The sequence below is a fragment of the Streptomyces sp. 5K101 genome, from assembly GCF_046506645.1.
Lineage (GTDB): Bacteria > Actinomycetota > Actinomycetes > Streptomycetales > Streptomycetaceae > Streptomyces.
The window spans coordinates 36,782-50,811 of sequence record NZ_JBKFFO010000011.1 but is presented as its reverse complement, the minus strand read 5'-3'; the positions used below and the strand labels follow the sequence as shown (position 1 = coordinate 50,811).

Annotated in this window: 10 protein-coding genes; 6 read left to right on the top strand and 4 right to left on the bottom strand. The window is 73.7% G+C overall.

All coding sequences use genetic code 11. The features are described 5' to 3' along the window. The first annotated feature begins 98 nt into the window (after positions 1 to 98). The 6 genes from infB (at position 99) to ACLB9X_RS21500 (ending at position 9,719) form a co-directional block, all read left to right on the top strand. A complete protein-coding gene (infB, locus tag ACLB9X_RS21525) occupies positions 99 to 3,173 on the top strand; it encodes a translation initiation factor IF-2 (RefSeq protein WP_410362010.1) in 3,075 nt (1,024 codons plus the stop codon). A 146-nt stretch (positions 3,174 to 3,319) separates the two neighbouring features. Continuing rightward, positions 3,320 to 3,613, top strand: coding sequence for a DUF503 domain-containing protein (locus tag ACLB9X_RS21520; RefSeq protein WP_410362202.1), 294 nt, complete (start codon positions 3,320 to 3,322; stop codon positions 3,611 to 3,613). Positions 3,614 to 3,648: 35 nt separating this feature from the next. After that, on the top strand, positions 3,649 to 4,086 hold the full coding sequence (gene rbfA, locus ACLB9X_RS21515) for a 30S ribosome-binding factor RbfA (RefSeq protein ID WP_410362009.1): 438 nt from the start codon (positions 3,649 to 3,651) through the stop codon (positions 4,084 to 4,086). Then, positions 4,083 to 4,982: a tRNA pseudouridine(55) synthase TruB gene (gene truB / locus ACLB9X_RS21510; RefSeq protein ID WP_410362008.1), complete on the top strand. Its 900-nt coding sequence runs from the start codon at positions 4,083 to 4,085 to the stop codon at positions 4,980 to 4,982. Before rbfA ends, truB begins: the two co-directional genes overlap by 4 nt. A 373-nt stretch (positions 4,983 to 5,355) precedes the next feature. Beyond that, positions 5,356 to 8,739, top strand: a complete 3,384-nt coding sequence (locus tag ACLB9X_RS21505; RefSeq protein ID WP_410362007.1) for a serine protease — start codon at positions 5,356 to 5,358, stop codon at positions 8,737 to 8,739. A 41-nt stretch (positions 8,740 to 8,780) separates the two neighbouring features. Continuing rightward, positions 8,781 to 9,719 carry a bifunctional riboflavin kinase/FAD synthetase gene (locus ACLB9X_RS21500; protein ID WP_410362006.1) on the top strand — a complete coding sequence of 313 codons (939 nt, stop codon included), beginning with the start codon at positions 8,781 to 8,783 and terminating at the stop codon, positions 9,717 to 9,719. A gap of 387 nt (positions 9,720 to 10,106) precedes the next feature. Here ACLB9X_RS21500 and ACLB9X_RS21495 read toward each other — a convergent pair whose 3' ends face one another. The 4 genes from ACLB9X_RS21495 to ACLB9X_RS21480 are packed head-to-tail and all read right to left on the bottom strand — an operon-like array spanning position 10,107 to position 14,030. After that, entirely contained in the window at positions 10,107 to 11,069 is a 963-nt protein-coding gene (locus ACLB9X_RS21495; RefSeq protein WP_410362005.1) for an ABC transporter ATP-binding protein, read from the bottom strand. Positions 11,070 to 11,089: 20 nt separating this feature from the next. Further along, entirely contained in the window at positions 11,090 to 12,067 is a 978-nt protein-coding gene (locus ACLB9X_RS21490) for an ABC transporter ATP-binding protein (protein WP_410362004.1), read from the bottom strand. Then, entirely contained in the window at positions 12,064 to 12,984 is a 921-nt protein-coding gene (locus ACLB9X_RS21485) for an ABC transporter permease (RefSeq protein ID WP_410362003.1), read from the bottom strand. Before ACLB9X_RS21485 ends, ACLB9X_RS21490 begins: the two co-directional genes overlap by 4 nt. Beyond that, positions 12,981 to 14,030, bottom strand: a complete 1,050-nt coding sequence (locus tag ACLB9X_RS21480; protein ID WP_410362002.1) for an ABC transporter permease — start codon at positions 14,028 to 14,030, stop codon at positions 12,981 to 12,983. The genes ACLB9X_RS21485 and ACLB9X_RS21480 overlap by 4 nt, the downstream gene beginning before the upstream one ends.

The following is a 14,030-nucleotide window of genomic DNA, read 5'->3' as shown; positions in this document are numbered from 1 at the left end:
AGTAGGTCGAGATTGCGATGAGCACTCGATGAGTACGCGATGAGTACGCCCATGAAGTAGCGACGGTCCGGCGGTAACCCGGACCTAAAAGGAGCGAAGTGGCTAAGGTCCGGGTATACGAACTCGCCAAGGAGTTCGGTGTGGAGAGCAAGGTCGTCATGGCCAAGCTCCAGGAACTCGGTGAATTCGTCCGTTCGGCGTCCTCGACGATCGAGGCGCCGGTTGTACGCAAACTGACTGACGCGCTGCAGGGTCCCGGTGGCACCGCCGGCAAGACCGCAGCCAAGCCCGGCGCGCCCCGCAAGGCGACGCCGTCCCCCGCAGCGGCAGGCCGCGCGGGAGGCACCCCCACGCCGTCCGCGCCCTCTCCGGCGCAGGCGGCCCGTCCGGCTGCCCCCAAGCCCGGCGCCCCGGCCCCCAAGCCGGCCCCGGCGAGCGGCACCCCCTCCGCGGCCCCGACTCCGGGCCCGCGTCCGACTCCGGGTCCCAAGCCCGCACCGGCCAAGCCCGCTCCGGCGGCTCCGGTGCCGGCCGCCGAGTTCTCGGCCCCGGCTCAGCCCAGCACCCCGCAGGCCCCGCGGCCCACGGGTGCCACCCCCGGGCCCCGTCCGGCCCGCCCGGCTCCGGCCGGCGGCCAGCGTGACGGCGGCCGCGGCGGCGAGCGTCCGGCGCGTCCCGCCGGCGGCACCGGCGCGCGCCCGGGTGCCCGTCCGGCCGGTCCCCGCCCGGGCAACAACCCCTTCACCTCCGGTGGCTCCACCGGCATGGCGCGCCCGCAGGCGCCCCGTCCGGGCGGCGCCCGCCCCGGCCCCGGCGGCGGTGCCGTTCCGGGTGCCCCGCGTCCGCAGGGCGGCCCCGGCGGCGCTCCGCGCCCGCAGGGTCCCGGCGGTGCCCGTCCGACTCCGGGCGGCATGCCGCGTCCGCAGGCGCCCCGCCCCGGCGGCGGCCCTGCCGGCAACCGTCCCAACCCGGGCATGATGCCGCAGCGTCCCGCTGCCGGCCCGCGTCCCGGCCCCGGCGGCGGCGGTCGTGGTCCCGGCGGTGCCGGTCGTCCCGGCGGTGCCGGCCGTCCGGCCGGCGGCGGCTTCGCCGGCCGTCCCGGTGGCGGTGGCGGCGGTCGTCCCGGTGGCGGCGGCGGCTTCGCCGGCCGTCCCGGTGGCGGTGGCCCCGGTGGTGGCGGCGGCGGCTTCGGCGGCGGTCGTCCCGGCTTCGGCGGACGTCCGGGCGGTCCCGGCGGCCGTGGTGGCACGCAGGGCGCCTTCGGCCGTCCCGGCGGCCCGGCGCGCCGTGGCCGCAAGTCGAAGCGGCAGAGGCGCCAGGAGTACGAGGCCATGCAGGCCCCGTCGGTCGGCGGCGTGATGCTGCCTCGCGGCAACGGCGAGACCATTCGCCTGTCGCGCGGTGCGTCGCTCACCGACTTCGCGGAGAAGATCAACGCCAACCCGGCGTCGCTCGTCGCGGTCATGATGAACCTCGGCGAGATGGTCACCGCGACCCAGTCCGTCTCCGACGAGACGCTGGAGCTCCTGGGCTCCGAGATGAACTACACCGTCCAGATCGTCAGCCCGGAGGAGGAGGACCGCGAGCTTCTCGAGTCCTTCGACATCGAGTTCGGCGAGGACGAGGGCGGCGACGAGGCCCTGGTCTCGCGTCCGCCGGTGGTGACCGTCATGGGTCACGTCGACCACGGTAAGACCCGGCTGCTCGACGCCATCCGCAAGACGAACGTCGTCGCGGGCGAGGCGGGCGGCATCACGCAGCACATCGGTGCGTACCAGGTCACGACCGAGGTCAACGGCGAGGACCGCGCGATCACCTTCATCGACACCCCGGGTCACGAGGCGTTCACCGCCATGCGTGCCCGTGGTGCGAAGTCCACCGACATCGCGATCCTCGTGGTCGCGGCCAACGACGGTGTGATGCCCCAGACGATCGAGGCGCTGAACCACGCCAAGGCGGCCGACGTGCCGATCGTGGTCGCGGTCAACAAGATCGACGTCGAGGGCGCGGACCCGACCAAGGTGCGCGGCCAGCTCACCGAGTTCGGTCTGGTGGCCGAGGAGTACGGCGGCGACACCATGTTCGTCGACATCTCCGCCAAGCAGGGTCTGCACATCGACTCCCTGCTGGAGGCCGTGGTCCTGACCGCGGACGCCTCGCTCGACCTGCGGGCCAACCCGGAGCAGGACGCGCAGGGTATTGCGATCGAGGCCCACCTCGACCGCGGCCGCGGCGCCGTCGCGACCGTCCTGGTCCAGCGCGGCACGCTGCGCGTCGGTGACACGATGGTCGCCGGTGACGCGTACGGCCGTGTCCGCGCGATGCTCGACGACAAGGGCGAGAACGTGGAGGTGGCGGGTCCCTCGACCCCCGTCCTCGTGCTCGGTCTCACCAACGTCCCGGGCGCCGGCGACAACTTCCTCGTTGTCGACGAGGACCGCACGGCCCGTCAGATCGCCGAGAAGCGCGCCGCCCGTGAGCGCAACGCCGCGTTCGCCAAGCGCACCCGCCGGGTGTCCCTCGAGGACCTGGACAAGGTGCTCAAGGCGGGCGAGGTCCAGCAGCTCAACCTCATCATCAAGGGCGACGCGTCCGGTTCGGTGGAGGCCCTCGAGTCCTCCCTGCTCCAGCTCGACGTCGGCGAAGAGGTCGACATCCGCGTGCTGCACCGCGGTGTGGGTGCGGTCACCGAGTCGGACATCGACCTGGCGATGGGCTCCGACGCCATCGTCATCGGCTTCAACGTCCGCGCGGCCGGCCGTGCCTCGCAGATGGCGGAGCGCGAGGGCGTCGACGTCCGGTACTACTCGGTGATCTACCAGGCCATCGAGGAGATCGAGGCGGCCCTCAAGGGCATGCTCAAGCCGGAGTACGAAGAGGTCGAGCTCGGTACGGCGGAGATCCGCGAGGTCTTCCGCTCGTCCAAGCTGGGCAACATCGCGGGTGTGCTCATCCGCTCCGGCGAGGTCAAGCGCAACACCAAGGCCCGGCTCATCCGCGACGGCAAGGTCATCGCGGAGAACCTCAACATCGAGGGCCTGCGCCGCTTCAAGGACGACGTCACCGAGATCCGCGAAGGCTTCGAGGGCGGTATCAACCTCGGAAACTTCAACGACATCAAGATCGACGACGTCATCGCGACGTACGAGATGCGCGAGAAGCCGCGCGGCTGACACAGCTCGGCTGCGCAGCCTTTCCGGGGCCGGTCGGCGGAACAAACTCCGTCGATCGGCCCCGGCCGTTGCGTGTACGGTTTGGAGGTCCCTGCCAAGCGCTGGCAGGCGTCATGAACCCGAACCGGCGGGACATCCGGTCACACATGTATGTGGGGACGCTGTCCTTCGATCTGCTTCTCGGCGACGTACGGTCGCTGAAGGAGAAGCGCTCCGTGGTCCGCCCGATCGTCGCCGAGCTCCAGCGGAAGTACCCGGTGAGCGTGGCCGAGGTGGGCGGTCAGGACCTCTACCGGCGGGCCGAGATCGGCCTCGCGGTGGTGTCCGGCGACACGGGACATCTCACGGACGTACTGGACCGGTGCGAGCGCCTCGTCGCCGGCCGGCCAGAGGTGGAGCTGCTGTCGGTTAGACGCAGACTCCACAGCGACGAAGACTGAATGAGCAAGGCACAGCAGGAAAGGGAGAAGGACCAGTGGCCGACAACGCGCGGGCGAAGAAACTGGCAGACCTCATCCGGGAGGTGGTCGCCGAGAAGCTGCAGCGCGGCATCAAGGACCCTCGGCTGGGATCGCACGTGACCATCACGGACACCCGCGTCACCGGTGACCTTCGGGAGGCCACGGTCTTCTACACGGTCTACGGCGACGACGAGGACAGGGCCAGCGCGGCGGCCGGACTGCAGAGCGCCAAGGGCATCCTGCGCTCGGCGGTCGGCGCGGCGGCGGGGACGAAGTTCACGCCGACCCTGACGTTCGTGGCCGACGCCCTTCCGGAGAACGCCAAGACGATCGAGGACCTCCTCGACAAGGCGCGGGCCTCGGACGCCAAGGTGCGCGAGGCGTCCTCGGGCGCCACGTACGCCGGCGAGGCCGACCCGTACCGCAAGCCCGAGGACGAAGCCTCGGAATGACACAGCACCACAGGACGCCCGACGGGCTTGTCATCGTCGACAAGCCGTCGGGCTTCACTTCGCACGACGTCGTCGCCAAGATGCGCGGGATCGCGAGGACCCGCCGCGTCGGACACGCGGGGACGCTCGACCCCATGGCCACCGGGGTGCTCGTCCTCGGCGTCGAGAAGGCCACCAAGCTCCTCGGCCACCTCGCGCTGACGGAGAAGGAGTACCTCGGCACCATCCGGCTCGGGCAGAACACCGTCACCGACGACGCGGAGGGCGAGATCACGTCCACCGCCGACGCCTCCGGGATCACCCGTGAGGCGATCGACGCGGGCGTCGCCCGCCTGACCGGCGACATCATGCAGGTGCCGTCCAAGGTCAGCGCCATCAAGATCGACGGCAAGCGGTCGTACGCGCGCGTGCGCGGCGGCGAGGAGTTCGACATCCCGGCCCGGCCGGTGACCGTCTCCTCGTTCCAGGTGTACGACGTGCGGGAGGCGACCACCGAGGACGGTCTGACCGTCGTCGACCTCGTCGTCTCCGTGGTCTGCTCGTCCGGCACCTACATCCGGGCGCTCGCCCGCGACCTCGGTGCCTCGCTCGGCGTCGGCGGCCACCTCACGGCGCTGCGCCGGACCCGGGTCGGCCCGTACGGGATCGACGCGGCGAAGACGCTCGATCAGCTCCAGCAGGAGCTGACGGTAATGCCCATCGCCGAGGCGGCCGCGGCTGCCTTCCCCCGCTGGGACGTGGACGAGCGGCGGGCGAAGCTGCTGGCCAACGGTGTGCGGCTGGACATGCCGGCCCAAGACCGGTCGCCGGTCGCGGTCTTCGGCCCCGGCGGGCGCTTCCTGGCGCTCGTCGAGGAGCAGAAGGGCAAGGCCAAGAGCCTCGCGGTCTTCGCGTGACAGGTCTTCGCGTGACAGCTCGTCGCATGACCGGTCTTCGCGTGACCGTGAGCACGGGTCATGGCGTCGCCCGGGAGCCCGGCTCTTCGCCCGGCTGACGCTCCGGCCGGCCCGCACGGGAATCGTCCGCCGGGCCGGGCGGTGCCGCCCGGCGCAGGGCGGGTCGGGCCGCAGGACCGGAAACGCTTCGTGGCACGGGCGGTGCTGCCGCCCGTGCCACGACCCCCCTCGCTTCCCCCACCCACAGCCTGTCCGCCGTAACGCCGGGATTCACCTCATCGTGCAGGCGCTCGGAGTACCTGACGGCGCACTCGGGGGGCGCTTTTGTGACGCGGACTCGTGCGTTGATCATCGGCGACCTACCGTCGACCGCATGGAACAGGGCAGTCCGGCAACGCTGGTACGGATCTGCGATCTGGCCGGGCGGCCGCTGGGCGCCGGCTTCGTCGCAGACGACTCGGGCACCGTCGTCACCGGTCAGGAGACCGTCGACGGGCACGACGCCGTGCTCGTCAGGGCGCCCGGCGGCCGAGAGAGCACCGCCGCGGCGGATGACGTCACCCGCCTCCCGGGCCCCGGCCTCGCCCTGATCCGCACCCGCCGACTCGCCGTTCCCCCGCTGCCCATCGGCGCACGGGACCAGGTCGCGCCGGGGACATACGTACGACTGGCTGCGGACGGCTGGCGCGAGGCCAGAGTCCTCGGCGCGGCCCACGACGTCCCGCAGCCGGGCGCCATGGAGCTGGCCATGGGCACCGACGGCAGCGACGCACTCCGCCGCGGCCGGTCGGCCGTCGGGGGACCGGTGCTCGACGCGGCCACCGGCGCCGTCCTCGCCGTCCTCGGCGCGGCCCCGCCCGGACAGCGCGCGGCGGCGGTCGCCCGGCCCCTGCGCCCCGGCCACCCCGACGGACCGCTCGCCGCGCTGCTGCGCCGCAACGCCGCCACCGTCCCCGCCTACGGCGACGACCTCAACCTGGCCGCCGTCCTCGAACTCACCGCCGTCTCCTGCGGACCCGCCGGAGCGGACGGCGCCTGGCCCGATCCAGTCGAACGCCCCGAAACCGCCGCCCAGTTGACCGCCTTCACCCGGTCCGCCCCCGGGGTGCTGGGACTCGTCGGCGCACCCGGCACGGGACGCAGCACGCAGCTGTCGGCGCTCGCCGCACGGCGCGCAGCCGGCCCCCACCCCGCTCCCACTCTGTGGCTGCGCGGAGCCGACCTGCACCCCGACGACTCGTCCGTCGCCGACGCGATGGCCCGTACGCTGCGTCACGCGGCACGCATCCGGGCCGCCGCCGACGGGACCGCCGACCTCGCGGGCGTCACCCCGCAGCTGGTGGCGCACCTGTCCCACGCGGCCGGCCGCCCTCTCCTCGTCGTCCTCGACGGCCCCGAGGAGATGCCGCCCGCCGTGGCGCACCGGCTCGCCCAGTGGGCGCCGGCCACCGCGGACTGGCTGGCCGCCCACTTGGTGCATCTGATCGTCGGCTGCGGCCCCGAGCACTGGGATCAGGCCGCGGACCTGTACCGGCCGTCCGCCCCCCATCCCCGCACCGCGCGCCCCGTCGTACGGATCGGCGACCTCGGACCGGAACAGGCGCGCCTGATGCGGGAGCGGTACGGCCTGCCCGAGCACGCCCTCGCCGACCGGGACGCGGGGCATCCGCTCGCCCTACGCCTGCTCGCCGAGGTACGGCGGGCCCTGCCCGCGGAGGCGGCCGGCAGTCCGGGGCGCGAGGACGTCTTCGCGGCCTGGCTCGACCTGGTCTGCCTGCGCATCGCGGTCCGCGTCGCCGCGGCGTCCGCACCGGCCCCGCGCGGCACCGCCGTACGGCGGCTCGCCGCCCGGGTGGCCGGCCGGGTGCACGAGGCGGCACGGCGCTGCCTGGGCCCGGGACAGGGCGAACTGGACCGCCGGTCCTTCGAGGACCTCTTCCCCTGGGCGTCCGGCTGGGCCCCCGCCGTGCTCACCGAGGGACTGCTCGTCCCGGCCGGCGCGGGCTACCGCTTCGCCCACGAGGAGTTCGGCGACTGGATCCAGGGCGTCCATCTGGACCTCGGCACCGCGCTCGGCACGCTCGTGCACCGCCGCGCCGACACGGCACCGGCCCTGCCGCGCCACCGCAGCGGCCCCGTCGTACAGGCCCTGCTGCTCCTCGCCCGGCAGCACGGCCCCGGCCGGCTCGTCGCCGAACTGACCGCCCTCGTCGGCGCGTTGGACCGTACCGACGTGTCGCCGCAGGACCGGCAAGCCCGCTGGTGGGCGGTGCGGCTGCTCACCGAGGTGCTGCACCGCGTGCCGGACGCCGAGCCGTACGTGGGCGTGCTGCGGCTGCTCGCGCGGCGCGTCGTCGCCGTCCCCGGCGAACGGGAGGACTTCGGGCCCGCGTTCTGGGCACGGCTGCCACTCGGCGAGGCGTCCCGCCTCGACCTGCTGCGCCGCCTCCTTCCCGCCGACCCCGCTCCGGGCAGGGGCGCAGCCGCGCCGCGCTTCCTCGACCTGGCCGCCGAGCGACTGGCCGCCGACCCCCGGGCCGTACAGCCATTGCTGTGCCGGTGGTTCACCGACGACACACCGCTCGCCGCCGGGCCGGCCGCCGCCGTACGGCCCACCGTCTCGGCCGCCGCACAGGCCCTCCTGTACGCCCGGCGGGGCCAGGACCCCGACGGCCTGGCCGAAGCCCTCGTCGACACCGGCCACCGGCGGGCCGCCGAGCTGCTCGCCGCCCTCGCGGCCGACGAACCCGCCGCCTACTGCCGTGCCGTCCACCGCTGGGCCCGCGACCCGCGTCCCGACCGCAGGGCCGCGGCCGCCGCCCACGCGCGAGCCGCCGACGCCACGATCACCGCCGACGCCGACCGCGAACTGCTGCGGCGGGCCGCGGCCGCGCTGCTCGCGCGGCCCGGACCGCCGAGTGGCCCGGCGCTGGCCCTCCTCGTCCGCGACCCCGTCAGCCGCGGCCGCTACCTCGACCGGGCGCTCGCCCGCTTCACGGACGGCGACCCGCAGCTGGCCCCGGCCGCCTTCACCGGCGCGCTCGCCACGCACCCCGGCCCCGTGCTCGCCGCCTTCCGGGCCCGGCTGCTGCGGCCCGGGGCCACCGACACGGGCCGCCTGATGGATGTGCTCGCCCGGGCGACCACCCCCACCACCGCCCGGCCGGTCGCCGCCCTCGTCTGCGAGTACGTCGACGACCGCCCCTGCGGCGCGCCGCACGCCGCCGCCTACGTCGAGCACCGCCTGGAGCACCCGCCCGTCGACCGGGCCGTCCTCTTCCCCCTCGTCACCCGCCTGCTGCGCGGCCGGCCCGCCCGCGTACGCAGCGCGCTCGCACCCGTACTCGCCGCGCCCGGCAGCCCCGCGTCCCGCCCGCTGCGCGCCGAGCTCCTCGACGTCCTGCTGCGCTACGAGCAGTACGAGGCCCGCGACCTGGAGGTGCTCGACGCCGTGCTGGGTGCCGCGGCCCTGGGCTGCGGCACCCAGGACGAGGCCACGACCAGGACCCTGGTGCACCGCACCGGCCTCCTGCTGGTCCGCAGCCCCGGCGGCGCGGCCCGCATCGACCGCCGTCTCGTGGAACTCGCCGGGACCGTGCCCCGCTTCGCCGCCGCGCTCACCCGATGGCTCGCCGAGGACCCGGAGGAGTGGGCCCTCGTGGCCGGTCCGCACACGTGGGGGACGCTTTGGAGGCCCGGCAGCCAGGTGCCGATGCGAAGCGGGAGTCACGGGCATGGCAGTCTTAGACCTGCGTAATCGTTAATGACGTACACGGGTTCGGGCGAGGAGCGGTCACAGTGCAGCGCTGGCGTGGCTTGGAGGACATCCCCGAGGACTGGGGACGCAGCGTCGTCACCATCGGCTCCTACGACGGGGTGCACCGCGGACACCAGCTGATCATCGGTCGTGCCGTGGAGAAGGCGCGCGAGCTGGGCGTGCCGTCGGTCGTCGTCACCTTCGACCCGCACCCCAGCGAGGTCGTGCGCCCCGGCAGCCACCCGCCGCTGCTGGCCCCCCACCACCGCCGTGCGGAGCTGATGGCGGAGCTGGGCGTCGACGCGGTGCTCATCCTGCCCTTCACCGTCGAGTTCTCGAAGCTGTCGCCCGCCGACTTCATCGTGAAGGTGCTCGTCGACAAGCTGCACGCGCGCGCGGTCATCGAGGGGCCGAACTTCCGCTTCGGCCACAAGGCCGCCGGGAACGTCGCCTTCCTCACCGAGCTCGGCGCCACGTACGACTACGAGGTCGAGGTTGTGGACCTGTTCGTCTCGGGCGAGGCAGGGGGCGGCGAGCCGTTCTCCTCGACCCTGACCCGCCGCCTGGTCGCCGAGGGCGACGTGACGGGCGCCGCCGAGATCCTCGGCCGCCCGCACCGCGTCGAGGGCGTCGTGGTCCGCGGCGCGCAGCGCGGGCGTGAGCTCGGCTTCCCCACGGCGAACGTCGAGACCCTGCCGCACACCGCGATCCCGGCGGACGGCGTGTACGCGGGCTGGCTGACGGCGAACGGGGACCGGATGCCGGCGGCGATCTCCGTCGGCACGAACCCGCAGTTCGACGGCACGGAGCGCACAGTCGAGGCGTACGCGATCGACCGCGTCGGCCTGGACCTGTACGGGCTGCACGTGACGGTGGACTTCCTGGCGTTCGTGCGGGGCCAGCAGAAGTTCGACTCGATCGACGCGCTGCTGGTGGCGATGGCGGACGACGTGAAGCGCTGCCGCGAACTGACGGCGTAGCCCTCGGGCGGGCGGCGTACCGGGCTGCGCACTCGGGCGTGGCCCGGTCCCGGGGGCTTGGCCTCGGGCCGCTCCGGGGCTCGAATTCGGGACTGCTTTCACGAACCTGCGTTGCGGTGACTCACGACGCTTTACGTCCCGAACACGACCCCTGCGCGCCCCGCCCCGTGCAGGGGCCCGCGGCCCCGCCGGTGGGCGACCGAGCCAGCGGGCCGGCTCAGTGCAGCGCCGTGCAGCCGGCGCGGGGCCGGCGGGGCGGAGCCCCGGTCTCGGCAGAGTTTCGGGGAGGGGTGGGGTGGGGGAAACCGCCCCGGCCTGAGCCCGGCGTCCGCGTTCAGCGGCACGCCCCCCGGCAGGGGGGAACCCGGGGGCGCAGCGCCCCCGGGGTCAGCCCGACCAGTGGCACGCCACCCCCGCGCTCCCCAGCACCGGCAGGTCCCGTTCGCGGCACAGGTCCGCCACCCCCGCCCGCGCCGCCTCGCCCGAGGACAGGACCTGGCAGCGGGCGTGGAAACGGCACCCGGACGGGATCCGGGACGGGTCCGGGGGTTCGCCCGTCAGGACCACCGGGGCGTTCTCCGACTCCGGGAGCACCGACAGCAGCGCCTGGGTGTACGGGTGCCGGGGCGCCGTCAGCACCTCCTCCACCGGGCCCGCCTCCACGATCCGGCCCAGGTACATCACCGCCACCCGGTCCGCGATGTTCCACGCGAGCCCGAGGTCGTGCGTGACCACCAGCGCGGACAGGCCCAGTTCGTCCCGCAGGCGCAGCAGCAGCGCGAGGATCTCGCCCCGGACGGAGGCGTCCAGCGACGCCACCGGCTCGTCGGCGACGATCAGCTCGGGCTCCAGCGCCAGCGCGCCCGCGATCACCACGCGCTGGCGCTGCCCGCCGGACAGTTCGTGCGGGTAGCGCAGGAAGAACCGCTCCGGCGGCCGCAGCCCCGCCCGCGACAGCGCCTCGGCGACGGCCACCCGTTCGTCGCCCGCGTACCCGTGGATGCGCAGGCCCTCGGCGACCCCGTCGTACACGGTGTGCCGCGGGTTGAGCGAGCCGCTCGGGTCCTGGAGCACCAGCTGCACCCGCTTGCGGTACCGCTTCAGCGCGCGGGAGGCGTAGTCCAGCGGCTGCCCCCCGAACGTCACCCGGCCCGACGTCGGCGGGACCAGGCCGAGCAGCGAGCGGGCGAGCGTGGTCTTGCCGCACCCGGACTCGCCGACCAGCGCGACGATCTCGCCCGCACCGATGTCGAGATCGACCCCGTCGACCGCCCGGGCGGCGGGGCGGCCCCGCCGCCCGGGGAAGGCGACGTGCAGTCCGGCCGCCGACAGCAGGGGAGTGGTGGTCACGCTCGGCTCCTCGGTACGGCTCACAGCTGCTTCGCCCCCACGTGCAGACAGGCCGCGCGACGCCCCTCACCGGCCGCGACCAACACCTGGTCCTCGCTCGCGCAGGCGTCCACGGCGACGGGGCAGCGCGGGTGGAACGTACAGCCGCCGGGCAGCGACGCCGGGTCGGGCGGATCGCCCGGCAGGCCGCGCGGGGCACGGCGCGACGCCGGGTCGCCGATGCGCGGGAACGCGGCCGACAGCGCCTGCCCGTACGGATGCCGGGCCGCGCCGTACACCTCTCGGGCGGGCCCCTCCTCGACGATCCGGCCCGCGTACATCACGGCCAGCTCGTCGCAGGTGTCGGCGAGGACGCCCAGATCGTGGCTGATCATCAGCAGGGCGATGTCCTTCTCGGCGACCAGCTGCTCGATGAGCCGCAGGATCTGAGCCTGGATCATCACATCGAGAGCGGTGGTCGGCTCGTCGGCCACGATGAGCCGGGGATCGCAGGCCAGGGCCATCGCGATCATGACTCGCTGGCGCTGCCCGCCGGACAGCTCGTGCGGATACGCGTCCGCGCGGGAGACCGGCAGGCCCACGTGCTGGAACAGCTCGCCGACGCGCGTCCTTGCCTCGGCCGGAGTGGCCCTGCCGTGCAGCAGGATCGGCTCGGCGATCTGGTCGCCGACGCGGTGCACCGCGTTGAGCGAGTGCATCGCACCCTGGAAGACGATCGACGCCCCGGCCCAGCGGACGGCCCGCAGCCGTCCCCACTTCATCGTCAGCACGTCCTCGCCGTCGAGCAGGATCTCGCCGGTGAGGCGCGCGGACGCGGGCAGCAGCCGCAGCAGGGCGAGGGCGAGCGTCGACTTGCCGCAGCCGGACTCGCCCGCGACCCCCAGCTTGCGGCCGCCGGCGAGCGCGAGGTCGACACCGCGTACGGCGGGGACGGCCCGCGCACCGGAGCCGTAGGTCACATGGAGGTCCCTGACCTCGAGAAGGCCCGGCGTGGTCATCGCGTCACCCCCAGCTTCGGATTGAGCACGGACTCGATCGCCCGTCCGCACAGGGTGAAGGCGAGGGCGACGACGGCGATCGCGATACCGGGCGGCGCCAGGTACCACCAGTGGCCCGATGAGACGGCACCCGCCTCACGCGCGTCCTGGAGCAGTCCGCCCCAGGAGACGACCGTCGGATCGCCGAGGCCGAGGAAGGCCAGCGTCGCCTCGGTGAGAATGGCGGTGGAGATGCCCAGCGTCGTCTGCGCCAGCACCAGCGGCATCACATTGGGCAGCACGTGACGGTTCATGATGTGTGCGTGTCCGCCGCCGAGCGCCTTGGCGCGCTCGATGTACGGCCGGGACTCGACGGCGATGGTCTGGGCGCGCACCAGCCGGGCCGTGGTGGGCCAGCTGGTGACGCCGATGGCGACGACGACGGTCCACATGCTCCGTGACATGACGGTGGCCAGGACGATCGCCAGCACCAGCGCCGGCATCACCAGGAACCAGTCCGTGATCCGCATCAGCACGGTCGAGAGCCAGCCGCCGTGGTGTCCGGCGACAATGCCGACGAGGGTGCCGATGGCGACCGAGAGGGCAGCGGCCAGCAGTCCGACGGTGAGCGACATCCGCGCGCCCCACAGCAGCAGACCGAGCAGCGACCGGCCGAACTGGTCCGTCCCGAGCGGGAATTCGCCGCTGGGCTTCTCCAGCGCGGTGCCGGGCGCGTTCGTCACGCTCTGCACGTCGGAGCCGACGAGCAGCGGCGCGGCGAGGGCCAGGAGGGCGATCAGCGCGAGCGCGGCCAGTCCGTACAGCCCGGCGCGGTGGGTGCGGTACGCCCGCCAGAAACGGGCCACCGAGTCACGGCGGCGCGCCCATGCCAGCGACGCGGCGGACGGTGCGGTCTTCTCGACGGGGGTCGTCGTCATCGGCCCACCCGGGGATCGAGCAGCGGATACAACAGGTCGGCGAGGAGGTTCATCAGAATCATCGCGCCGGCGAACACCACGAACAGGCCCTGCACGAGCGGGAGGTCCGGCACGCTCAGCGCCTGGTAGAACAGGCCGCCGAGGCCGGGCCAGGAGAACACCGTCTCCACCAGGATCGAACCGGCCGCCACATGACCGAGGTTGATGAACACCATCGTCACCGTGGGCAGCAGCGCGTTCGGCACGGCGTGCCGGCGGCGCACCGCGTCGTCCCGCAGCCCCTTGGCGCGGGCGGTCGTCAGATAGTCGCTGCCCATCTCGTCGAGCAGTGAGGAACGCATCACGAGCAGCGTCTGCGCGTAGCCGACCGCGACCAGCGTGATCACCGGCAGCACCATGTGGTGCGCGACATCGGCGACGTACGCGAAGCCGCTCTCGTTGCCGGACTCCATGCCACCGGTCGGGAACATGCCGGGAATCGGGCCGATGCCGACCGCGAAGACGATGATCAGCAGCAGGCCCAGCCAGAACGAGGGCACCGACCACAGCGTCAGCGCCACACCCGTGTTGAGCTTGTCGCCGAGACTGCCGTGCCGCCATGCGGAGCGCGTGCCCAGCCAGAGCCCGATTGCCGAGTAGACGACCACGGCGACGCCGGTCAGCAGCAGCGTCGCCGGGACCTTCTGGGCGATCAGGTCGCCGACGGGCGCGTGGAACTGGTACGACATGCCGAGATCACCCGACAGGGCCTTGCCGCAGTAGTCCGTGAACTGCTGCCACAGCGGCTGGTCAAGCCCGAACTGGCGCCGCAGCGTCGCCAACTGCTCCGCGGACGTCGGCATGCCGTGGGTCATGGCCTTCACCGGGTCGCCCGGGATGATCCGGAAGAGGAAGAAGCTCGTGACGAGCACGGCGAACAGCGAGACCGCCGCACCGCCGAGCCTGCCCGCCGCATGCATGAGGTAGGCGCGTACGTGGCCGCTCGCGGCGCGGGCCTCGGGGGCCCGCGCCACAGCGGTCGTGCCGGTCGTGCTCGTGGTGCTCAT

What these genes read in the sequence shown, in the direction of transcription:
- ACLB9X_RS21520 (WP_410362202.1), top strand. Translation starts at nt 3,320, where the DNA reads ATGTATGTGGGGACGCTGTCCTTCGATCTGCTTCTCGGCGACGTACGG.
- truB (WP_410362008.1), top strand. Translation starts at nt 4,083, where the DNA reads ATGACACAGCACCACAGGACGCCCGACGGGCTTGTCATCGTCGACAAG.
- ACLB9X_RS21505 (WP_410362007.1), top strand. Translation starts at nt 5,356, where the DNA reads ATGGAACAGGGCAGTCCGGCAACGCTGGTACGGATCTGCGATCTGGCC.
- ACLB9X_RS21490 (WP_410362004.1), bottom strand. Translation starts at nt 12,067, where the DNA reads ATGACCACGCCGGGCCTTCTCGAGGTCAGGGACCTCCATGTGACCTAC.
- ACLB9X_RS21485 (WP_410362003.1), bottom strand. Translation starts at nt 12,984, where the DNA reads ATGACGACGACCCCCGTCGAGAAGACCGCACCGTCCGCCGCGTCGCTG.
- ACLB9X_RS21480 (WP_410362002.1), bottom strand. Translation starts at nt 14,030, where the DNA reads ATGAGCACCACGAGCACGACCGGCACGACCGCTGTGGCGCGGGCCCCC.